The sequence below is a fragment of the Paenalcaligenes suwonensis genome, assembly GCF_011290505.1.
GTDB lineage: Bacteria > Pseudomonadota > Gammaproteobacteria > Burkholderiales > Burkholderiaceae_B > Paenalcaligenes > Paenalcaligenes suwonensis.
The window spans coordinates 29,096-51,860 of the sequence record NZ_JAANPV010000007.1 but is presented as its reverse complement, the minus strand read 5'-3'; the positions used below and the strand labels follow the sequence as shown (position 1 = coordinate 51,860).

Annotated in this window: 22 protein-coding genes; 11 read left to right on the top strand and 11 right to left on the bottom strand. The window is 48.3% G+C overall.

Going from position 1 to position 22,765, the window contains the following annotated elements; all coding sequences use genetic code 11:
* Positions 1–409: 409 nt before the first annotated feature.
* Positions 410–1,798 (top strand): ATP-dependent RNA helicase DbpA, encoded by a 1,389-nt coding sequence (dbpA, locus tag GY634_RS11760; protein WP_166408745.1) that lies wholly within the window; start codon positions 410–412, stop codon positions 1,796–1,798.
* 101 nt (positions 1,799–1,899) lie between these two features.
* On the opposite strand, the gene GY634_RS11755 is transcribed toward dbpA, so the two are convergent.
* Positions 1,900–2,814, bottom strand: coding sequence for a LysR family transcriptional regulator (locus tag GY634_RS11755; RefSeq protein ID WP_166408743.1), 915 nt, complete (start codon positions 2,812–2,814; stop codon positions 1,900–1,902).
* Between the two features lie 124 nt (positions 2,815–2,938).
* Between GY634_RS11755 and GY634_RS11750 the strand changes: the two genes are divergently transcribed.
* The 4 genes from GY634_RS11750 to GY634_RS11735 all read left to right on the top strand — a co-directional run bounded on the left by GY634_RS11750 (position 2,939) and on the right by GY634_RS11735 (position 6,646).
* Positions 2,939–4,300, top strand: a complete 1,362-nt coding sequence (locus GY634_RS11750; protein ID WP_166408741.1) for a nucleobase:cation symporter-2 family protein — start codon at positions 2,939–2,941, stop codon at positions 4,298–4,300.
* Positions 4,293–4,799, top strand: coding sequence for a nucleoside deaminase (locus tag GY634_RS11745; RefSeq protein WP_166408739.1), 507 nt, complete (start codon positions 4,293–4,295; stop codon positions 4,797–4,799). Before GY634_RS11750 ends, GY634_RS11745 begins: the two co-directional genes overlap by 8 nt.
* A 114-nt stretch (positions 4,800–4,913) precedes the next feature.
* Entirely contained in the window at positions 4,914–5,354 is a 441-nt protein-coding gene (locus GY634_RS11740) for a YtoQ family protein (RefSeq protein WP_166408737.1), read from the top strand.
* 185 nt (positions 5,355–5,539) lie between these two features.
* Positions 5,540–6,646: a DUF4272 domain-containing protein gene (locus GY634_RS11735; protein ID WP_166408735.1), complete on the top strand. Its 1,107-nt coding sequence runs from the start codon at positions 5,540–5,542 to the stop codon at positions 6,644–6,646.
* A 65-nt stretch (positions 6,647–6,711) separates the two neighbouring features.
* On the opposite strand, the gene GY634_RS11730 is transcribed toward GY634_RS11735, so the two are convergent.
* Complete coding sequence (locus GY634_RS11730) at positions 6,712–7,308, bottom strand: hypothetical protein (RefSeq protein ID WP_166408733.1); 597 nt, start codon at positions 7,306–7,308, stop codon at positions 6,712–6,714.
* Between the two features lie 50 nt (positions 7,309–7,358).
* On the bottom strand, positions 7,359–8,399 hold the full coding sequence (locus GY634_RS11725) for a DNA-binding protein (protein WP_166408731.1): 1,041 nt from the start codon (positions 8,397–8,399) through the stop codon (positions 7,359–7,361).
* A gap of 120 nt (positions 8,400–8,519) precedes the next feature.
* Here GY634_RS11725 and GY634_RS11720 point away from each other — a divergent pair, with 120 nt between their 5' ends.
* From GY634_RS11720 to GY634_RS11710, 3 genes are all read left to right on the top strand, one after another.
* Positions 8,520–9,710, top strand: coding sequence for a tyrosine-type recombinase/integrase (locus GY634_RS11720; RefSeq protein WP_166408729.1), 1,191 nt, complete (start codon positions 8,520–8,522; stop codon positions 9,708–9,710).
* 403 nt (positions 9,711–10,113) lie between these two features.
* Positions 10,114–11,472: a cytochrome c gene (locus GY634_RS11715; protein ID WP_166408727.1), complete on the top strand. Its 1,359-nt coding sequence runs from the start codon at positions 10,114–10,116 to the stop codon at positions 11,470–11,472.
* Positions 11,465–12,376: a c-type cytochrome gene (locus GY634_RS11710; protein WP_166408726.1), complete on the top strand. Its 912-nt coding sequence runs from the start codon at positions 11,465–11,467 to the stop codon at positions 12,374–12,376. The genes GY634_RS11715 and GY634_RS11710 overlap by 8 nt, the downstream gene beginning before the upstream one ends.
* 74 nt (positions 12,377–12,450) lie before the next feature.
* On the opposite strand, the gene purT is transcribed toward GY634_RS11710, so the two are convergent.
* Positions 12,451–13,656 (bottom strand): formate-dependent phosphoribosylglycinamide formyltransferase, encoded by a 1,206-nt coding sequence (gene purT, locus GY634_RS11705; protein WP_166408725.1) that lies wholly within the window; start codon positions 13,654–13,656, stop codon positions 12,451–12,453.
* Positions 13,657–13,871: 215 nt separating this feature from the next.
* Between purT and nadA the strand changes: the two genes are divergently transcribed.
* The gene (gene nadA, locus GY634_RS11700; protein WP_166408724.1) at positions 13,872–14,981 is read left to right on the top strand and encodes a quinolinate synthase NadA; all 1,110 of its coding nucleotides are present in this window, start codon (positions 13,872–13,874) and stop codon (positions 14,979–14,981) included.
* Between the two features lie 3 nt (positions 14,982–14,984).
* Here the strand turns inward: nadA and GY634_RS11695 are convergent, their stop codons facing one another.
* Positions 14,985–15,323, bottom strand: coding sequence for a c-type cytochrome (locus tag GY634_RS11695; RefSeq protein WP_166408723.1), 339 nt, complete (start codon positions 15,321–15,323; stop codon positions 14,985–14,987).
* A gap of 59 nt (positions 15,324–15,382) precedes the next feature.
* On the opposite strand from GY634_RS11695, the gene GY634_RS11690 reads away from it, so the two are divergent.
* A complete protein-coding gene (locus tag GY634_RS11690) occupies positions 15,383–15,808 on the top strand; it encodes a universal stress protein (protein WP_166408722.1) in 426 nt (141 codons plus the stop codon).
* Positions 15,809–15,852: 44 nt separating this feature from the next.
* Here the strand turns inward: GY634_RS11690 and fumC are convergent, their stop codons facing one another.
* The 4 genes from fumC to GY634_RS11670 are packed head-to-tail and all read right to left on the bottom strand — an operon-like array spanning position 15,853 to position 20,104.
* Positions 15,853–17,253 carry a class II fumarate hydratase gene (fumC, locus tag GY634_RS11685; protein WP_166408721.1) on the bottom strand — a complete coding sequence of 467 codons (1,401 nt, stop codon included), beginning with the start codon at positions 17,251–17,253 and terminating at the stop codon, positions 15,853–15,855.
* Between the two features lie 22 nt (positions 17,254–17,275).
* The gene (locus GY634_RS11680) at positions 17,276–18,325 is read right to left on the bottom strand and encodes a type I glyceraldehyde-3-phosphate dehydrogenase (RefSeq protein WP_242683695.1); all 1,050 of its coding nucleotides are present in this window, start codon (positions 18,323–18,325) and stop codon (positions 17,276–17,278) included.
* Positions 18,326–18,349: 24 nt separating this feature from the next.
* The gene (locus GY634_RS11675) at positions 18,350–19,123 is read right to left on the bottom strand and encodes an SDR family oxidoreductase (protein WP_166408719.1); all 774 of its coding nucleotides are present in this window, start codon (positions 19,121–19,123) and stop codon (positions 18,350–18,352) included.
* A gap of 9 nt (positions 19,124–19,132) precedes the next feature.
* A complete protein-coding gene (locus GY634_RS11670; protein ID WP_166408718.1) occupies positions 19,133–20,104 on the bottom strand; it encodes a D-2-hydroxyacid dehydrogenase in 972 nt (323 codons plus the stop codon).
* A 172-nt stretch (positions 20,105–20,276) separates the two neighbouring features.
* On the opposite strand from GY634_RS11670, the gene GY634_RS11665 reads away from it, so the two are divergent.
* Positions 20,277–20,885 carry a glutathione S-transferase family protein gene (locus tag GY634_RS11665; RefSeq protein ID WP_166408717.1) on the top strand — a complete coding sequence of 203 codons (609 nt, stop codon included), beginning with the start codon at positions 20,277–20,279 and terminating at the stop codon, positions 20,883–20,885.
* A gap of 1 nt (position 20,886) precedes the next feature.
* Here the strand turns inward: GY634_RS11665 and GY634_RS11660 are convergent, their stop codons facing one another.
* Both GY634_RS11660 and GY634_RS11655 read right to left on the bottom strand, forming a co-directional pair.
* Entirely contained in the window at positions 20,887–21,945 is a 1,059-nt protein-coding gene (locus GY634_RS11660) for a site-specific integrase (protein WP_166408716.1), read from the bottom strand.
* A 118-nt stretch (positions 21,946–22,063) separates the two neighbouring features.
* Positions 22,064–22,765 carry an ABC transporter ATP-binding protein gene (locus GY634_RS11655; RefSeq protein WP_166408715.1) on the bottom strand — a complete coding sequence of 234 codons (702 nt, stop codon included), beginning with the start codon at positions 22,763–22,765 and terminating at the stop codon, positions 22,064–22,066.

Genomic DNA, 22,765 nt, shown 5'->3' with positions numbered 1-22,765 from the left:
TACTTATTTCCTGTACGCTCTGCAGGAGGGATAGGTGAAGGCTTATGAGCGACTCTAAGAGGAAGGTTTTTGTCTCTGAACTCGTTGTACTTATAAATTTCCCTCATTCTAGAAAGCGAGGGTAATGCTCTACAAGCACCAGCTTTTCAGCTAGCGCACAAAAGCTTTAAGGCATGCGCAATACTAGGGAAATCAAGTAGTTAAAAGGCTGTTTTGGGTTCTGTGAGGTAGCTTATTAAGCTGGAGAAAACTGTGTTGATGTCTAGGGAACGCAGGCTTTTAGTGGTGTTTTATGTTGTTGAGGTAACTTCAATAAAGTGCAATTACGTACGCTAATTCCCTGCGATCAGCCAGCTAAAGGTAAACTGTAGGTATCTTTTCATTTTGCAGTTATTTTGATCCGGCTTTTATGTCCACTACCTCTTTTAATACGCTTCCTTTATTGCCTGTTTTGCTTGAAACCCTGCAAGGTTTGGGTTTTGAAAACATGACTGCTATTCAGGAGCAAAGCTTGCCTTTGATTCTGGACGGTAAGGACTTAATCGCCCAAGCTAAAACTGGTAGCGGTAAAACCGCCGCTTTTGGTTTAGGGCTGCTACAAACGCTAGACCCCAGCAAGCTAGAGCCTCAAGCATTGGTGGTGTGCCCCACGCGTGAGTTGGCGGATCAAGTAACGACAGAGCTGCGTCGTTTGGCACGTCAAATCCCTAACGTACGTATGCTGACCTTATGTGGTGGCGTACCTTCGCGCCCGCAAACAGAAGCACTGCGCAACGGTGCGCACGTGGTGGTGGGTACGCCAGGTCGTATTCAAGACCACTTAGATAGAGGCAATCTGGATTTAACGGCGTTAAAAACCTTGGTGCTGGACGAAGCTGATCGCATGGTAGACATGGGCTTTAAAGACGACATGATTGCTATTGCGTCACACTGCCCTACCCGTCGCCAAACGCTGCTGTTTTCGGCTACTTATCCCGACAATATTCGTAAGATTAGTGCGCGCTTCTTAAAGAACCCCGTTGAGGTCAAAGTTGAAGCCCTGCACAATGCCAAGCAGATTGAACAAATCTTCTACGAGGTGAGCTTTGAGCAGCGTTTAGGGGCAGTGGTTTCCTTGCTGAAACACTACCGCCCTACTTCTACTCTGATTTTCTGCAATACTAAAATGCGTTGCCAAGAGGTGGTTGAAGAGCTGCGCTCTGAAGGTATCAGTGCTGAGTCCTTAACTGGCGATTTAGATCAGCGCGATAGAGACGAAATCTTGATCCAGTTTGCGAATAAAAGCTGTGCCGTGTTAGTGGCTACTGATGTGGCCTCGCGCGGCTTGGATATTCAAAATCTGGAAGTGGTAATCAACGTAGATGTCACCAAAGATGCCGAAGTTCATGTGCACCGCATAGGCCGTAGTGGTAGAGGCGACCAAAAAGGTTTGGCATTGAACTTGGTGTCTGGCAGTGAAATGCGCTGGGTGAAGCTGATCGAAGAATACCAAGGCAGCCCTGTGAAATGGGGGCATTTAAAAGGTTTGCGTGCGAAATCCCAAGAGCCTTTGCTGGCGCCAATGATCACCTTGCAAATTCAAGGTGGCAAAAAAGATAAATTACGTCCAGGCGATTTGTTAGGTGCCCTAACCCGTGACGTGGGTTTGACTGGCGATCAGGTAGGTAAAATTGCGATTACCGAATTCAGCAGCTACGTTGCTTTAGATCGCAGCGTTGCACGCCGTTACTTCGATAAAATCGCCAACAGCAATATCAAAGGTAGACGCTTCCGTATGCGTTTTTTGGAAGATAGATAACGTGCCTACGTGCTAGATACGCTAAACAAAAAGAGCCCTGACATGGGCTCTTTTTCATGTGTGTCACTCTGCTCTTCTGGTAAGCGCCATGCGAAGAGCCATCACAAAATGGTTCTATTGCCATTTCTGTCCAGCTCAAACACTTTGAATGCTTGCAGGTACTGGCGCAACCATGCCGAAGCCTTGCCTAGCTGTGCCTGGTGTGACCAGAGCAAATCCACACCTACTACCCAATCGGTATGTGGGTAGGCCTGTAGTGGCAGTTCTACTAATTCGCCAGATTCTATTTCACGCAAAATGGACTGTCTGGGCAAGGTAGTCCACCCTAACCCTGCGCGTGTCATCTCTAGTAGGGCTGAGTAACTTTCTGCTTGCCAGCTATTGCCGGCCGTAAGGTATTCGGTAGATGGCAACCTATGTGCATAGGCGGAAAACGCTAACCTCCGATGTTCTCGCAGTTCAGCAAAGCTAATAGAGTTGTAGTGCGCCAAAGGGTGATCTCGGTGCACCACATGCGTCAAAATCAACTTCCCCATTTGCCTAAATGCTATATCTCGCGTGTAGGCAGGTTGCGAAAACGTAATACCTAAATCTACTTCTCCTTTTTGCACTAACACCGCTACATCGCCATCCATGGGGTGCCGGATGGTCACATCAAGGTAAGGAAATTGTCGCGATAGCTCCTGTAAGGGATGCACCAGTACAGGATAGGGAATCTCGATGGCGAGCAAGAGTTCGGATTGCGGTGTATCCATGAGCTGACGCGCATGCATTTCCAGCGTAGAGCATCTGTCCAAGACTAACTCTGCTTGACGTAACAGTTGTACGCCAGCAGGAGTTAGAACGGGTAGCTTGGCTTGTCTATCAAAGAGTTCTACGCCCAAATCTACTTCCAGGTTGGCTACGGCCGCACTCACCGTCGATTGGCTTTTATTGATTGTGCGTGCAGCAGCTGAAAAAGAGCCTTGTCTGGCGACCGCGCTGAACATTTCTAGTTGGTCTATTGAAAATTGCATGTCTCGCTCATCTATCGGGTTTTCCGATGAATATTAATTATGTTCAATTGCAAAGCTGATTGATGATAGCAGCAAGCTCTAGGACAAAGAGCATGATGTGGTATCCACTGCAAAGGAGACAAGTATGAAAAACAGCGTTTCAGTACACCCTGTAGATGAGGTTTTGCCAGTACGACAATTAGCCAGTTTTGGGCTACAGCACGTATTGGTGATGTATGCCGGTGCCGTTGCTGTGCCGTTGATACTAGGCAGTGCACTTGGGCTGACTACCGAGCAAATGATTACCCTAATTAATGCCAACTGGCTTACATCCGGGGTTGCTACCTTAATTCAAACCTTGGGGTTTTGGCGCTTTGGTGCGCGTTTACCGTTAATCCAAGGGTGCTCGTTTATTGCTATCGCGCCCATGATTATGATTGGCCAGCAATATGGGTTAACCACCGTGTTTGGTGCTGTGATTACAGCTGGTGCATTAACCATCGTGATTGCACCGTTATTTAGCCGGCTACTTAAATTTTTCCCACCGGTAGTGATTGGTAGCTTAATTAGTGTGATTGGGATCTCATTGATGCCTGCCGCGGCTATTTGGTTAGGAGGCGGAAACCCTGACGCTGCAGACTTTGGCGCACCAGGTAATCTGCTATTATGCCTAGCGACCATTGCCATTATTCTGTTTATTCATGCCAAATCTTTAGGTTTTGTAGGCAACTTATCGGTATTAATAGGTTTGCTGTTTGGTACCGCATTGGCGATGGCAATGGGCTATACGGATTTCACCCGAGTAGGTGAAGCGGCATGGTTTGAGTTAAGTCCTCCTTTTGCATTTGGAATGCCAGAGTTTGCCTTAGCTCCTACCTTAGTCATGATGATGGCGATGCTGGTCATCATGGCAGAAACCACCGGGAACGTACTTGCCATCGGGAAAATCACCGGCAAGCCTGCCAATCAAACAACCTTAGGTGATGCATTCCGTGCAGACGGCTTGTCTACCATGTTAGGTGGTGTGTTCAATAGCTTCCCCTATAACGCTTTCACTCAAAACACGGGTTTGATCGCCATGTCGAATGTGCGTAGCCGTTATGTAGTGGCTGCTGCTGGCGTGATCATGATCTTAATGGGGCTGTTTCCTAAGCTTGGTGCACTAATTGCCACTATTCCACGTCCGGTATTGGGTGGGTGTGCCATTGTGATGTTTGGCATGACTACCGTTGCCGGTATCCAAGAATTAAGTCGTGTGAAGTTTGAAGGCACACGAAATGGCTTGATTGTGGCGGTTTCCATCAGTGTGGGCGTATTGCCTATGTCATTCCCGGCGCTGTTCCAGCGAGTCGAAGGCCCTCTGAAACTGTTTGTAGAGAGCGGTATTTTCCTAGCGGCTATTACCGCCATCCTACTGAATATCTTACTGAATTCCAAAGAGACGCTGGCACCTGCTACGCCTGCGTCCCCTACCCTTACATCCGAACAAGGAGACCGTCATGAGTAATTCACCCATTACCAATACCGAGCTGAGTCCTCGAGATATGAAGCTGCTGCGCCAAACCATTGTGCTCTCAGAGCAATCTAAAGACGATGGCAGGCACCCTTTTGCTGCCTTGGTAGCGGATGCAAATGGAAAAATCGTCTGCATGGCGGGTAATAACTCCATGCCCCCAGAGGGCGACCCTACGCAGCATGCCGAGTTACGCGCCGCGGCCGAAGCAGCCAAATTGCTAACACCTGAAGAACTGGCATTGTGCACGCTGTACACCAGCGCCGAGCCGTGTTGCATGTGTTCTGGTGCGATTTATTGGTGTGGTATTGGCCGTGTGGTGTATGCACTAGCCGAAGAGAAACTGTTAGAACTTACTGGAGATCATCCAGAAAATCCTACTTTCTCACTTCCATGTAGAGAGGTTTTTGCACGCGGCCAGCGTAAAGTTACCGTAATAGGCCCATTGATTGAAGATGAAGCCTCAAAACCGCACCATGGTTTTTGGACCTAAGGCATCACGGGAGGCATAAACACCTAAATAGCGCAGCATGCTATGGTGTAGTCTGCTTGAATAGGTCGGGCGGCTCTTTACAGAGTTAGCCCGACTTTTATTATGGAGACTTACATGAGCTTTACCGTCTATTTATCGGGTGAGATTCACACAGATTGGCGTGAGCAAATCGCTAATGGTGCGCGTGCAGCCGGATTGGACATTCTTTTTACCGCGCCCGTAACCGATCACGATGCTAGCGATGCTGCTGGCGACCATTTGGGTCCTGAAAGTGAATCGTTCTGGCGTGACCACAAATCATCCAAGGTCAATGCTATTCGTACGCGTACGCTAATCGAAAAAGCGGATTTGGTGGTAGTGCGTTTCGGTGATAAATATAAGCAATGGAACGCGGCATTTGATGCAGGTTTCTGTGCAGCCTTAGGCAAACCTTACATTACGCTACACGCGGAAGATATTATTCATCCGCTTAAAGAGGTAGATGCTAATGCCCAAGCCTGGGCAACCACGCCTGAGCAAGTCGTAGAGATACTGCGCTATACGCTTAAAGCCTAGATTGTAAAAATGCCGCCTTTGTAGGGCGGCATTTTTATGGCCTATATTGACAGTGCTGAGAGTGCTTTTTTATCCGCTATAGCTGCACACTATACGCCTGACAATCGTTTGTGATGCCTCTGCCCAAATACCAAATAGATGTACATGCTCTGTAGTATAGTTTTGCATCACTACGGGAGAAGCATGTGAGCTTACTAAAACGGATTTTGGGTAAACGAGAACCTGTGGCAAAAGCCGATGTAGAGACTAATGATGAGCCGGTATTAATCAACGCTTATGCGACGGTTACGGCGATTCCTGAATTGGATTTTCCTCATGAGCTACTAGGCCAGCGCAACATTTCTAATACAGATTTAGCAGAACATCTAGATGGATTCATCGGTTATGTGATGAGCCGTGGCGATGGCCAAATGACGGCGATGCGTTACCACTTATGGCGCCATCTGCAGCGCGTACAAAATCACATTAGCTTGGAAGTTCAGCAACAAGACTTGCCCGCGATGAGTGAGTGGGCAGCTAGAGCCAATGCAGTGTTTTTTTTGCCTGATGGTTCTGTGCGCACGCAAGCGCTTGCCACACTGATGACGGCTGAGGGTGAGTTTTTTGAGCATGAGGCTTTACCTTATCTGCCGGATGCCTTGGCTAGGCGTGCAAAAAGCCTGAGCCAATTAGCACAACTGCGCCCTGCTCCACCCGCTTCCATGCCGCCGGTGCTAGCCGAGGCAGAAGTTCATCTGCGTTCGGTGCCCGACGTTGTGCACCGTGTGTTGAGCTTATTTTGTGTGGCGTCAGAGGGAATCGTGATTTTGGATAAGGCAGACAGCAGCTTGCCGTTTATGCAAGAACACAATGCTGTGGGATTGGCGATGCTTAGCGAGCAAGAAAAAGCCTTTATTGCAGCCGAAGAGCCAGATGAACACACTGCCATACAGATGAGCTGGCGACATGAGGCGCTGAATGTACTGCTGTGGGCGTTGTCTAAAAATCCAGAACCACTGTCTTCCGCCTCAGATGTGGTGGATGCTCAAACCATATTTGACAAAACAATGCGTGTAATTGAGCTTAACAACAGTGGGCATGATTTTGCATTGCGCCCAACGGCCGAGATTTTAGATCTGCTCGATTTAACGTGGCGTCAGCACTGGGCAATTCGCCAAGCGGCACAAGCTGATGAGTCGGTTGAGGGCTTAATCCCAGGTGTGGTGATGGAAAGGCATTATGCATTGAATTGGTTAACCAATTTCCAGAACGACATCGATACAGACTGGGACGGCATCGATACACCCACCTAAACAAATGGCTACTGCGTTATACAGTAGCCATTTTTACATCACCCTAGGATGCCATGGTCGGGGCTTTATTGGTTATATTCCCAGGCGTCTAGCATGTGTTGTGCCGCCTCTATGCTACCCAATGCTGTAGCTAAGTCTGTACGTATGGTTTGATAGCCGGTTTCCGTTAACGCCTCATCCTCAAACTGATCTTCATCCAATTCGCAATAGCTGGTGGCAACGCAGGCAATAGCACCAATAGCAGAGTAAAGGTCTTCAGCAAATAGCACAGGCTCCCATAGGCCTGCGCCATGGAAAGCAAAAAGTACATGCCCTGTAGCACGGTCATAGATAAAGGGGTCGCCGCCTTGCTCTGCAATTACCAACCAATTAGGATTCCAGTCGCCAAGTTTGTCGTCGGGGTTGGCTGACCATGCATAACCTGCGTGTAGCGATTCAAGTTTGTGTAGGGGTGGAATGCACACAGGGTTACCGCCCACAGTCAATGTACAACCAACGGGGCCAACTTTTTCGTGATACGTATTTCCCCACGGTCCCACCTGCTGATAGAACTCGTGTAGTGCTGTAGGTAACGCCTGTTGGCCCGTCCAGTCAGATGCTGGTTGAGAGCGTAATTGCCCAAAAGGCGCGAGTAATGTGCGAAGAGTGTCAGCGGTAAACATAAGGGGCTATGCCGTTGCAGAGGTAGGAGAAATGGGGAAGTAACGCTATTTTATGATTCAGAAGGCGTGATGCGACGCGCCCTACCCTCAAGCACTTTCATACTTTTGCGTTTAGTAGTTTTTGGTGTATTGGCAGAACTATGCTGTTGTTTCAACAGCGCCATCTCGGCATTGGTTTGTGCTATTTGCTGATACAACGTTCTAAGCTCGCCATCAGAGCGTTCTAGGTTTAGGTTCAACGTGCTAAGAGCGCCTTCCAGCTTGCTGTTTTCATGCAGTGCTTCTTGCAGTTGTTGCTGTAATTGCTGCGCAGCAACTTGCTGCTGTTGGGCTTCAGTATGTGCGGCGCTGCGTATGGCGTCGGCTTCTTTTATCGCTTTAGCGGCTGCTAGGCGTTCCCGGTCTAAATCTACCATTAAGCGTTTTTCCATATCACGTGAACGTGACTCGGCTAATTGGGCAGAAAGGTGCAGTTTTTCTAGCTCTACGCTGAATTCCTTGCGGCTGTCATGCAGTTGTTGCTGTAGCGACAGTATGTCGTCTTGAGCTTGTGCTAATTGGGTATTTAAGGCGTGTTTCGCCTCTTTAGCCGCAGCCAGCGTTTCTCTGTAGCTCATGATTTCTTGTTGGGCTACTGATAAAGCATGTTGTGTGCCTTGTTCTCGCTGTAGTGCCTGGTCGCGTTCCAGCTCAAAAGCCGCCACATCTGCTCTAGCTTTTGCTGCAATGGCTTGGGTTTCAGCCTCAACACTGCGCAATGACTCGTGCGCTGCCTCTTGGGCATGGCGCCACAGCGTGGCGATAAGCTCACCTGCTGCCGAGCTAAGTGTTTCGGGCAAATCTGGATGCTCGATGCGTGTACGGCTTTTTTCGCGTAACTCTTCCCAAAATGTGGCTAACGCTTGTGATGGTGCACTCATGCTGCCTTTGCGTACCAGTTGGTACAGCTTGTTGGCCGTGGGTGTAGTGCCATATCTAAAGAATAACAACGCGCAGACTTCCCTATAAAGCTCTTGAGTGTTTGAGAAACGCTCTTTAAGCGCCTCAACTTCGGCATTTAGGCTTATTTCGTTGATATGGTCTGTATTCATTATTATTCCTTAGTTGGTAATTAATAATACAACGTAATACGTTAAGAATACAATCGTTGTTGATTGAAATTTGACATTACTCTTATAATGTCAAATTTCTGCTAATTTAGTGAATGAGTTATGTCGGAAAGCGATTCCACGGCGCTTGTGCGCTTCCCTCCACTAGAACACCTGCTGCATTCTGCGCAGTTGGACGGTAGTAATGGCACAAACCGGGTACTAGGCGGCCGCACACAGATTTCTGCCACTACTGACATCGCTGCGATACAAGCGTGGCTAGCGCGTTTTATTGATTCGCCCAATACCTTTGCTAATTACCGCAAAGAAGCTGAACGGCTGTTGTTATGGGCCACTATCGCTATGCGTAAGCCTGTGTCGTCGCTCACGCACGAAGACTTGCTGCTCTATCAGTATTTTTTAAATGACCCACAACCCGCAGCACAGTGGGTAATGCCGGCTGGTCGCAAGGTAGCAAGGTCTCACCCGCGTTGGTGCCCCTTTGCTGGGCCGCTATCCCAAGCCAGTCAGCGTCAGGCATTAATTATTCTGAACTCACTGTTTTCGTGGTTGGTGTCGGCGGGGTATTTGGCCGGTAACCCGTTATCGCTGTCTAAACAACGCGCGCGTCAGGCTGCACCTAGGGTGAGCCGTTACTTAGACGATGAGATTTGGCTGGAAGTAAAACGCACCATCACGGAATTACCGCAAGCATCTGAACGTGAACGAGAACACTACGCCAGGCTGCGTTGGTTGTTTTCACTGTTATATGTGTGCGGGCTGCGTATTTCTGAGGTCATAGACAATACGATGGCAGGTTTCTTTTGCCGCCGCGGAAATGATGGCACTGAGCGTTGGTGGCTAGAAATTACGGGCAAAGGGAATAAAACCCGAATTGTGCCGGCGACTAGCGAGTTAATGGCTGAACTACAGCGTTATAGAAAAGAAAAAGGCTTGTCTCCCTACCCTACTTCTACTGAAACTACGCCTTTGTTGCTACCTATAGGCCATCAGCAGCGTAGTTTAACACGTGCTGGGGTGCATGCGATCGTGAAATCGGTGTTTACAGCTACCGCCGACCGACTACGGGCAACGGATTCAGAGAATGCATGGCAGGCACAACAGCTAGAACAAGCGTCTGCGCATTGGCTGCGACACACCGCGGGTTCACATATGGCGAATAAACAGGTGGACTTACGCCATGTACGCGATAACTTGGGCCATGAGTCATTAAGTACCACGAATATTTACCTGCATTCGGCTGATGATGCCAGACACACTGAAACCGAGCTACATCATAAAATCCAGTGGTAAGTACGCATCATTGTGGTCGTGCAGCAATTTATTACCTTTTTGATTTGAAAAGCAGTCATTCTCACGCTGCTTTATGATGTGTATTTCCATACATTTACACGGAATAATCTAAGCTTAAAGTAAATTATTGTCTTTATAATCAATTGCTTAGTATGTATTTTGCAGTAAATTTTTCGTTACACGCTTTAGTCTAGCAAAGTGTTAAATCAATAGATGATTTAGTGTATTTGTTGCCCTGAGCGTACGATTTTCGAGCCGTTATATCCTTATCTATATAGGTCTTGCGCTAGATCAAACATGAATCCGATAAGGGTTTCTACCCATATGGGCTCTCTATACCATGAGTATTGAATGTGACATTACCGTTATTGCCGCATTTCTTTATTAATTATGGGTAGCGTTTATGAAAGCCTTGTCTAAAACCCTGATCGTTGCACTGGTTGCGCTGGGGGTCGGTTATGGCGGATCACAGCTTATTCTTTCGCAACGTAGCATAACCTCCTCGTCTGCCAGCAATTTGAACCTGGATGATGAAAAACTCATCAAGCAAGGAGCCTATGTGTCCCGCACTGGCGACTGTGTAGCCTGTCATACCGTACCGGGGGGTAAAGAGTATGCTGGCGGCTTGGCCATGCAAACACCGCTGGGGGCGATTTATTCCACCAACATTACGCCTGACGTAGACACTGGTATTGGTAGCTACACACTAGACGAATTTAAAACAGCAGTACAACACGGTGTACGCAAAGACGGTGCGGCCTTGTACCCTGCTATGCCTTACCCTTCTTACGCCATCATGAGCGATGACGATATGAACGCGCTGTACGCGTACTTCATGCGTGGCGTGCCGGCTGTTAAACAAGAAAACGCCGATCCTACTTTGCCAAAATTGTTCCAAATGCGTTGGACAGTGGCATGGTGGCAATGGTTATTTGCACCTAAAGACCAGCAATTTATCGCTGATGATGCCACTGACAGCATTAAGAACCGTGGCGCTTACCTAGTTCAAGGCCCTGGCCACTGTGGCGCCTGTCATACCCCACGTGGCTTGGCTTACCAAGAGTTAGCCATGAGCCTCAATGAAGGCGACGACTTCTTGTCAGGTGCGGTCATTGACGGTTGGCGTGCTAAAAGCTTACGTGGCGAAGGCCGTGGCTTAGCAAGCTGGACTGAAGACGAATTGGTTGATTTCTTTGCAACCGGCAGAACCGACAAAGTTGCTGCTTTTGGTGCCATGGCGGATGTGGTAGAACACAGCACACAATACATGACCCCTGAAGACCAACGTGCCATGGCGCAATACCTGAAGGCCTTGCCTCCAGTAAAAGGCCGTAACCCAGAAATTCCGCATCAAACAGACACCACCACACAGGCGCAGTTAGATGGCCAATACACCACTCCCGGTGCGTGGTTGTACGCGGAGCATTGTGTAACGTGTCACCGTGCTGATGGTAAAGGTGTACCGCGTATATTCCCCGCGCTCGCAGGTAACTCGGCGGTGTTTGCGAATAACGCACAATCAGTTATTCAGGTGACCTTAGAAGGTGGCCGTATGCCTGAAAACCATGTGGATGAAATGACCTTCACTATGCCTGCATTCCGTCACTTAGGTGATCAAGAGGTGGCTGATGTGGTGAACTACATTCGTACCAGCTGGACCAACGAAGCGCCTACGATTCAAGCCGAAGACGTAGCCCATATTCGTCAGTTCGTCGCTAAAAAATCGCCTAACATCCTTCCTGAAGGAGCCAGCCATGAGTAAAGCCAAAATTCTTTCAGTCGCAGCCTTGGCCATTGCTGGTATTGCTGGTGCGTCGTGGTATAGCTTAGCTAGCCCTACCCTTACAGGCCCAACTGAAAAAAGCTACCCCATTATTGATGTAGAAACCAAGCAAGTGGTTGGTCAGTACCAAGTACCGTCTGATTTGCTGATTCAAGACGAACCTAATGCCGAGTCTATTTTGTACGGCAAACGTTTGTTGAATGAAACCCGTCGTCTATTACCCGATAACGTGGGTGCAATGATGAACTGTAATAGCTGTCACATTGCGGAAGGTAAAGCTCCACTAGGCGCACACTACATCAACAGTTTTGTGAGCTACCCTAAAGTGATGCCTAGGTCCGGCAAGATGGTGGACTTAGCAGGCCGTATTAACGGGTGTTTTATGCGCTCAATGAACGGTAAGCCTCTGCCCGTGGATTCCGCTGAAATGGTAGGTATGTTGGACTACATGAAATGGTTGGCACAAGGTGTGGAACCAGGTCAAAAAGTACAGATTCCTATTGCTGGTCCGTTGGATGAAAGCTTAGTCCCTAATACTGAGCGTGGTCGCAGCTTGTACGCGGCACAATGTGCAACCTGTCACGGCGCTGATGGTGAGGGCCTGAAAGATGAGCGTGGCAACATTGTATTCCCACCATTGTGGGGCGATGAGTCCTTCAACATTGGTGCGGGGATGGCACGTACTTACAAGGCTGCTGCTTTTATCAAGTACAACATGCCCATGAGCGTTGAAGATCACGGTGCGTGGGGTCAAGGTGGTGTGCTGGATGATCAGGACGCGGTAGACATTGCGGAATACTTCACACATATGCCTAGACCTGATTTTGCTGGAAAAGTAAACGATTGGCCTAATGGTAAAAAACCTAAGGATGCTCGTTACTAACGTATAAGAAATTAATCTCCTTTCAAGCCAGATTTAAGGCTGCCCTCCCCTAGGCAGCCTTTTTTTTATCCAGCTTATTCAGCAGCGCTTACACGTACTGTTGCCGCGATTTTCTTAGCACGTTCACGAGCAGCCTCAACAGTGTCATCGTAGGCCAGCGCTACACCCATGCGACGTTTAGTGAAGCTTTCTGGTTTGCCGAACAAACGCAGATCGGATTGAGGAATGCTTAAGGCTTCCGCTACGCCATCAAAGTTTACGTTTTTGCTATCTACGCCACCGTAAATTACAGCGCTAGCGCCAGGAGCCAACAATGCTGTGGAAACAGGCAAACCTAAAATAGCACGTGCATGCAGCTCAAATTCATTTTGACGCTGTGTCACCATAGTGACCATACCGGTATCGTGTGGGCGCGGGCTGACTTCGCTGAACCATACTTGGTCGCCTTTCACGAACAGTTCAACACCAAAGATGCCTTGACCACCCAAATCTTGGGTAATAGATGCTGCAATGTGTTGGGCTGATTCAAGCGCTGCTTGGCTCATGGGGTGTGGCTGCCAGCTTTCTACGTAATCGCCATCTACTTGTTTATGGCCAATGGGTGCGCAGAAACTGGTTTGTACTTTACCTTCTGCATCCAGACTGCGGACGGTCAATAAAGTAATTTCGTAATCAAAATCAATAAAGCCTTCAACAATGACGCGCTGCTGGCTCACACGACCACCTTCCATAGCGTAATGCCACGCTTTTTCTATGTCGTCAGAGCCACTGATTTTGCTTTGGCCTTTACCCGAGCTGCTCATCAAGGGTTTGATCACGCAGGGGTAGCCAATATGGTCTTGGATGGCGGCTTTCAGCTCGTCTAAAGTGTTGCAGAATTTATAAGGGCTAGTGGGCAAACCCAGTGTTTCAGCCGCTAATCTACGTATACCTTCACGGTCCATCGTCAATTGTGTGGCGCGCGCCATAGGAACTACACGCGCTGTGCCAGCCGCTTCAACAGCCGCTAACGCATCGGTTGCAATGGCTTCAATTTCTGGCACGATGAAGTGCGGCTTAACTTGCTCAATCAGAGCTGTTAGCGCTTTGGCATCACGCATGTCAATAACAAAAGCGTGGTGTGCGACCTGATGACCAGGAGCATTTTCATAGCGATCAACCGCAATGGTTTCTACGCCCAGACGTTGCAAGGCAATAATCACTTCCTTACCCAGTTCCCCTGCGCCTAAGAGCATGACGCGGGTTGCAGCAGGACTAAGCGGTGTACCTAATGACTTCATGAGTGACTCCGGTATAACAGGATCTATACGATAAATTCACAAATAAGCATTGTAATCGCAACCTTATGCGGAGTAGACAATATTCCGGTTAGCCATTTTTTTGTCGCATAAGTGCCTGCAAAAGCGCTCAACTGCTCGTAGAAACTTCAGCCTACTTGTTTTTTTACCTCCCATGCTCTACATTAATTAGGCTCAATTTGAGCATATAAGGAGAAATGAAGGTGGAGAGCCTACAACCAATCTATTTTGATCAGCCCAATGCACACTCAGGGACTATTCATTTAGCCACCGCGTGGGCCAATGTACCGGAACCAGTGGCAGATAGTGAAATAGCGTCTTACAAAGCTGCTATACGTGAGCAATTGCAGGCACAAGATGCCACTTTGGTTGCGCACTATTACGTAGACCCTGTGATTCAGGACTTGGCCGAAGAAACGGGTGGCTGTGTGGCCGATTCCTTAGAAATGGCAAGGTTTGGCCGGGATTGCGATAGCTCTACCCTACTCGTCGCAGGGGTACGCTTTATGGGGGAAAGCGCAAAGATTCTTAGCCCTGAAAAGCGTGTATTAATGGCAGACATGGAAGCCACCTGCTCCCTAGACTTGGGCTGTGACATTGTGGCTTTTGAGGCATTTTGTGATCAACACCCCGATCGTGAAGTCGTAGTCTATGCCAATACCAGTGCGGCAGTGAAAGCCAGAGCGGATTGGGTAGTAACCTCTGCCGTAGGTCAAGAAATTGTGATGCACTTGCACCAGCAAGGCAAAAAAATTCTGTGGGCTCCTGACAGACATTTGGGTGGCTACATACAGCACACTACCAGCGCTGATATGGTGCTGTGGCAGGGTTCATGTTTAGTGCACGATGAATTCCAAGCCGACGAGCTGCTAGTAATGAAAAAACGTTATCCTGAAGCCTGTGTGTTGGCGCACCCTGAGGCTCCTGCCAATGTATTGGCCCATGCTGATTTTATAGGTTCCACATCGCAAATACTGACTGCAGCTGCGCAGTTTCCGCAGGAGATGTTTATTGTGGCTACAGACCAGCGTTTGCAGCATAAACTCAAGCAGCAATTGCCACATAAGCGTTTTATGCCAGCGCCCACAGCGGGTGTAGGAGCCACCTGCAAAAGCTGTGCATTTTGCCCATGGATGAGCCTAAATAGCTTACCTGCCCTACTAAACAGCTTGCGTGGAAACACACCCGAGATTCAAGTAGATGATGCTATACGTATAGCGGCCCATAGGGGCTTGCAGCGCATGCTAGATTTTTCAGCAAATACAGTATTGCGTGCGCAGTTGCGAGAGCAACTTCAACCGGCATAAATATTATTCTGCAGGGGCACCCGATAAAATCCAGCGCACTATAGCCTCTATATCGGCATCACTGACTTTATTGTTGGGGGGCATAGCAACGGGTCCCCACACCCCTTGGCTGCCGCCTCGTATATGAGTTTTCAGCAGTTCAGCACGTTCAGGGCTAGCTGGCGCAGCATCGTAAATGCTTTGAAAGGAAGGCCCTAAAAGTTTTTTATCAACGCGGTGACAGGCTAAACATGTGTTCTGTTTGAGCGTATCTAGCACGTCTTGGGTAGAGGGTTCCGCCAAAACGGTGTGTACAGGGGCAAGGATCAAACAAATAGCAATAAAGCTGCATCGTCGTGTCATTATGCAGGTGCTCTCACATTACAATAGTCATTATGTTCCCCCTACACTGAGGATATGTTATGCGCAAAATTTTAGTACCAGTTGATGGTTCCGACGCGTCTAGTCGTGCGGTGCAAATGGCAATTTCGATCCTGAAATCTATTCCCGATGGCGAACTGCACATAGTGACTGTGCAAGCTCCTATCGTGTCGCGCAATGTATCGCGCTTTTTTGCGCCTGAGGTACTGAACGAATATTATCAGGATGAAGGTAAAGCTGCACTAGCACCTGCCATGGAGCTGGCTACACAGTCTGGCGTTAAATTTCAGCACAGTGTACTCACAGGTTCGGTTGCAGAAACCATTGAAGAGTACGTGCAACTACATCATTGTGATCACATCATTATGGGTAGCCGTGGTTTGGGGGCAGTACCAGGCTTGATCTTGGGTTCTGTAACCACCAAAGTACTAAGCTTGGTTAGCGTACCAGTAACGCTGATCAAATAAAATAACGGGCAAGCAACTTACGCTGCTTGCCCGCCGCTAGAGCGTTATAGCGACGGTTTTGTCATGGCCAATGGGTCAATCCAACTGTCGTATTGCGCTTCTGTCACAAAGCCTGATTCAAGCGCTGCTTCTTTCAGGCTTTGTCCTTTTTTATGGGCCGTTTTAGCAATAGTGGCAGCTTTATCGTAGCCAATATGCTTGTTCAATGCGGTTACCAACATCAGGTTTTTATCCAGATTTTCACGAATACGCTCTTCGTGCGGTGTAATGCCTACAGCACAATGCTCGTCAAAGGACAAACACGCATCGCTAACCAAGGCAATACTTTCCATCACGTTATGCACCATAACGGGTTTGTAGACGTTTAATTGGAAATTACCTTGCGAACCAGCAAAGGCAACGGCGGCGTCGTTACCAAACACCTGCACACATACCATGGTCATGGCCTCACACTGTGTGGGGTTTACTTTGCCGGGCATAATGGAAGAGCCTGGTTCGTTTTCTGGAATTTGGATCTCACCAATACCGCAACGAGGGCCACTGGCCAACCAACGCACGTCGTTAGCAATTTTCATCAACGCACCCGCCAAGGTACGCAATGAGGCCGACATGTTGACCAACGCATCGTGCGCAGACAGTGCAAAGAATTTGTTTTCAGCACTACGGAATGGCAAGCCAGTAAGTTCTGTTAAATGACGCGCAACAGTGTCGCCAAATTTAGGGTGGGCATTTAGCCCTGTACCTACTGCTGTGCCGCCAATCGCCAAATCATAAATACCTGGCAGTTGAGCCTCTACATGTTCTAGAGCGAAGTCTAACTGTGCCGCCCAGCTGCCAATTTCTTGGCCCAAGGTGACTGGCGTTGCATCTTGCAGGTGGGTACGACCTGTTTTTACCAGTGTTTCGTAGCGTGAAGCCAAGCTTTTAAAGGTGTCACGCAGTTGTGCAACGCTAGGCAGCAAGCGATGTTTCACTTGCAGGGCCACAGCGATATGCATAGCTGTTGGGAAGGTGTCGTTAGACGACTGCCCACGATTCACGTGATCATTAGGGTGGATGGGGCTTTTGCTACCAATCACACCGCCCACCAGCTCAATCGCTTTGTTGGCAATGACTTCGTTAGCGTTCATGTTGCTTTGTGTGCCAGAACCAGTCTGGAACACCACCAGCGGGAATTCCGCGTCCAATTTATTTTCTACTACCAACTGGGCAGCGGCCACAATGGGATCAGCCACAGTGGCTGGCAACTCGCCTAGCTCTTTGTTGGCCATAGCAGCGGCTTTTTTCAGGTAGCCCAATGCCTGGATCATGGGCGCTTGCCAGACGAAGCGCTCTACCCCAATAGGGAAATTGATAATGGAGCGCTGTGTTTGTGCTCCCCAGTAGTGTTTAGCCGGGACAGCAATGTCACCCATCGAATCTTGTTCTATACGTGTATCAGACATGCTTTGCTCCTACAGAGAAAAATTATTTAGTACAGGCTAACGCATTGGCTTCTGCCAAACGGCGCACCCAAACTTGTGCAATATCTACCAACCTATTGGCAAAGCCCCACTCGTTGTCAAACCAGACAAAAAGGTTGGCAAAGCCTTCATCATTAGTACGTGTTTGACTACCGTCCACGATGACGGAATGCGGGTCGTGGTTAAAATCCACGGAAGCATGCGGCTGATTCGTGAACGCAATGGTAGTACAGGATTTTGTCGCGGCGTCTTTAAACAACTGGTTAATCGCCTCTGGCTGGGTGCTTGTACGTAAATTAACCATCAAATCAATAGCGGATACGTTCAAAATAGGTACACGTATGGCTTTAGCTTGTACTTTACCCTGCAATTGTGGCAATAAACGCTCTACCCCTTGTGCCAAACCCGTGGCTACCGGCACGATAGACTGCATGGCGGAACGAGTGCGGCGCAAGTCTTTGTGATGGTAGCCATCAATCATGGGCTGATCATTCATCACCGAGTGCAAGGTGGTTAAGAAACAGTGCTCAATGCCGAAAGCTTTATCAAGTTCGGCCAGCACGGGAATAATGGCATTAGTGGTACACGACGCATTAGAGACAATGCGGTGTTCGGCTGCTAAACCATCATCATTAATATCCAGCACGGCGGTGTAGTCTACATCCGCTGCACCATCTGCGGGATGCGACACCAAAACGCGTGGGCAACCACTGTCTATAAAGCGTTGCAGTTGTTCGCGCTTGCCATACACACCTGAACACTCAATCACTAAATCTAGATGTAGACTTTTCCAGTCTACATCTTCAGGGTTTTGTGCATGTGTGACAGCAATAGTTTGCCCATCAATCACCAATGATTGCTCATCATGACTGATGCTAGTTGCTGGAAACGGCCCATGTGTGGAGTCAAACCGCGTCAAATACGCCATGCTTTCCATATCTGCTGGCTCATTGATAGCGACTACCTGCAAAACGTGTTGCAGCTTACGTTCATAAATAGCACGTAAAACACATCGCCCTATGCGACCGTATCCATTGATTGCTATGCGTGTCACAGGCGTTTCCATGCCCATCCTTGATTAAAAAGTAATAGAAAAACCGCCATCCACCACAATGATGTGGCCATTCACATAACTGGCAGAGGTTGACGCTAAAAACACGGCAGCAGGTGTAATTTCTGCAGATTGAGCCCACCGTGCAAGTGGGTTTCTGCCAATTACATGAGCACCTTTAACGGGATCATTAGCCAAAACTTGATTAGATTCGGTCGCGAATGTGCCCGGGGCTATGCCATTGCTGGTAACGCCTTGCGCGCCGAACTCTACTGCCAAGGAACGCACCATGGCTTCTAGGCCCTGTTTAGCTACAGGATACACTGCATCCCCTGCTCTGGCTATGCGACCAGCAATAGAACTTAGCGTGATAATTCGACCATAGCCTTTGGCGGCCATGCTCATGGCGGCTAGCTTTGATAACACCACTGTGGCCGTTAAATTATCCTGAATATGCTGGGTAATTTGCGTCACGTTTAGTTCGCTAAGCGGACTACGTAAACGTGAGCCTACGGTATTCACCAAAATATCGGGTTTAACGGGTAATGCAGCATAAGCGGCTTCAAGCGTAGCAAGATCAGAAATATCTTGGCACCAGACAGACGCTGAGTAGCCCGCCGCTTGTAAGCGTTGCTGAGCCTGTAATAAAGGTGCTGCCGTTCTACCATTTAAAATAACGTGCGCACCTAGCCCTGCATAGGCCGCCGCAATTGCCCAGCCTAACCCTTGTGCGGAACCCGTGATTAGCGCTGTTTTGCCCTGTAAATCAAAAGACGGGATAAAAGATTCTATAGTCTGCATGATTGCTGCTTACACCGTGACCAAATTCCTAGCATTACCCGCTACAAAAGCGTCTACATTGCCTACAACTTGATCGGCCAAGGCCTGCACAGCTTCTTGACTCGCCCACGCTACATGAGGCGTAAAGATAAAATTAGGCAGATCCATTAAGCTAAACAGCACGTTGTCGTCGCGTGGAGGCTCTGGGGTCGTTACATCTACACCAGCACCGCTAATTTGGCCACTGCGTAGTGCATCAGCTAAGTCATTTTCGCAAATTAAGCCGCCCCTGGCGGTATTAATGACCAACGGACGTTTATCCATCATGGAAAACTCGGTAGCCGTCAATAAGTTGGTGGTTTCTGGCGTTAATGGACAATGCAAGCTGATAATGTCTGACGTGCGTAGCATGGTTTCAAAGCTGACTTTGCCCTCGTCAGCGGCATTGCTACCTTTACGAGCAGCAAATTGCACCTTCATTCCTAAGCCGCGAGCGAGTTTGGCTACCGATTGACCTAGTGCTCCAGAGCCCACAATACCTAATGTACTGCCAGCTAAGTCGCGTATGGGGTAATCAAAATAGCAGAATTGCTGGGCTTCTTGCCAACGGCCACGTGCTACCGATTGGTGATAGGCAAAGATACTGCGGCGTAACGCAAAAATAAGCGCCAACGTATGTTCTGGTACGGTGTGCTCAGCGTAATTACGTACATTGCAGACAGCAATATCGCGTGTTTTACAGGCGTGTAAATCAACGTTGTTGTAGCCCGTAGCGGCGACCGCAACTAAGCGCAACTTTGGTGCGGCTGCAATAACAGCAGCGCTAACGGGCGCTTTATTACTGATGATGATGTCGGCCGTTTTACAGCGCTCTATGGCTTCGGCTTCGGTGCTTTTCGTATAGCAAACCAGTTCATGAGGAAAAGAAAATGCCTGCAATTGTGTATGCGGGCCTAATGTTTCGCTATCGAGAAAAACAATACGTAGAGGCTGATTTAACATATGACACTCAAGGTAAGATCAAACATGGCACATGACGCGAATAACTGCGCGTATCATAGTCGGATAGTCTACCGTAGTAATGTATAAGACTGCAGTTCCCTGCACTAAAAACGGGGTTATTGCAGGTGATAAAAGGCCTAGGTTTTTTTGTTTTTCTTGTGAAGGAGCTCTTATGAAACTGTATTACATGGCTGGTTCTTGCGCTTTGGTATCGCATATCGTGCTGGAGTGGATTGGTAAACCTTTCCAAACTCAAGCAGTTAGCCGCAAAGAGCTTAAAGAGCCTGCTTTTCTAGCACTTAACCCATTGGGTTCAGTTCCTGCATTTATGGATGGCGACATGCTGCTGACGCAAAGCGTCGCTATTTTGGAATATTTGGCTGAAAGTGCGCCAGAAAAGAATCTATTGGGTGCTACACCACAACAACGTGCTGAAACTCGTCGTGCTTTGTCATTTTTAAATTCAGACGTGCACAAAAACTTTGGTGTAATGTTCGGTATCCAAGGCTACACGCAAAACGAAGCTGCACAGCAAGAAGTGAAAGAAAACACAGCCAAACGACTACGTGGCTACTTTGAACTGCTAGACAAACAATTAGAAGGTAAAGATTGGCTCACCTGCACACGTTCCATTGCTGATCCTTACCTGTATGTGGTGATGCGTTGGGCACCACTGCAAAAAATTGACCTTAGTGATCTATCTAATTTGCAGCGTTTCTTCAAAAACATGGAAGCAGACGCAGGCGTACAAGCGGCACTAAAAGGTGAAGGTCTAGCCTAAGCTAGCAATTGTGGCTTTTGAAAGAACGCCACTCGGCGGCTAGTCTGGAACTTCCGGCGGCCGCCGCCACGAATCCCATATGACTGTCTAAGTCAGACAAACTTGCCCCCTCTTCTAGTAATAGCCCGCCATAACTATTACGTAGTTTCTGCGCTGTTAAACCAGGAACACCATGTTCACTGCCCCAACCTGCAACGATTCTAGCCAAAGTAGCTGGGTTCATCGTTTCTTTTGAGCGAAATTCAGAAGGTACTCGGTTAGAAGGAAATAAAAGCTGGTGGCCACTGGCGTGTTCTAGTCGCTGTTTCCAGCTCAACACTACTGGTATAGCCCATTCAGGCAAAGTGAGCACGCGGTGTTTACCACCATAATCTTGTATATACGCATGGATGGTAGAGTCCTGAGGGTCACTACGGTTGAGCGCTAGCTGTTCTTGCAGCGTAAAACTGATAAAACAGCCCGTATCCAAACAGTATTCGCCATCCTCATTGTTATGCAGCGAATCAATGCGTAAAGAAAGCACTTCTAAGGCTTTAAGCCCACAACCCAATAACAAGGCGATGACTGCTGCATTTCTATGTGCCTTCCACAATGCCGCAGCAGTAAGACTATGGTGTTCCAAAGCTAGCCTTTGCTGCTCTGCTTCCAGCATTTCTATGATTTCTTGGCACTGCTCTGGCGTAAGAAACTGTTTGCTTTGATTACTACTAGAGTCGCGCCACGACGTGGCGTGCATGTCCTGTAATTGTTGTGAGGCGGTGGGATTAATCAGTGCAGGAATTTGTGCTTGAAGAGCTTCATAAGCACGAAGTATGACTAACTGATAGCGCTCGCGTTGCTGCCTATTGGTATCTTCTAAGCTGCTCAGAAAATTGGCGATATGTACTTCGTTAACGGTGTTGATGTTAAGCCGTTGTGTAGGTAGCCACTCTAAAAATCTGCGCCACAATACTTGGTATATACGTTTGCTGGACAATCTAAAGGGCGGATGTTGGCTATCCATCCATTTTTCAAACAGGATGATGGCCTCTTTTTGTCGTAATGCTTTGGATTGTCCCATTTGCACCCTCTTTGCTGGAAACTTAGCTTAACTAAAAATTTGTATCTTCCGTTAGTTGCATTAATTATAACTAAAGAAGCCGGTATTGCACCGGCATTCTTTTTGTTTCTTTTATTGCTTACACACCTAGATAGGCTTTACGTACATCTGGGTTGGCCAACAGATTAGCACCTGTATCTTGCATGACTACCTTGCCTGTTTCGATTACATAGCCTCTATCAGCCACCTGCAAGGCCTTATTCGCATTCTGCTCTACCAGGAAGACCGTAACACCCTCTTCTCTAATAGTACGAATAATATCGAAGATTTGCGCAATGATCAGTGGCGCCAAACCTAGCGTAGGCTCGTCTAGCAGCAATAGCCTAGGTTTACTCATCAGCGCACGGCCAATCGCCAGCATCTGCTGCTCACCGCCTGACATCGTCCCTGCACGCTGTACTGACCGCTCACGCAATCGAGGGAACAGCTCGTACACATGCTCCTCCCCTTCTGCTATTTGCGATTTACTTAAAAAGAAACCACCCATTTTTAGGTTTTCAGACACGGTTAGGTCCGGGAAAACGCGACGCCCTTCTGGCGATATAGCAATACCACGTTGCATGATTTCATGCGTAGGAAGATTGCTAATGTCTTCGCCTTCAAAGGTAATACGACCACTTTTAGCCCGTGGAGAACCACATACTGTCATTAGCGTGGTGGTTTTACCTGCACCGTTCGCACCAATTAAGGTGACGATTTCCCCTTTGTTTACGTCTAGTGTGACGTCATCCAGAGCCTGAATAGCACCGTAATATGTACTGACATTCTCAAGCTTAAGCAC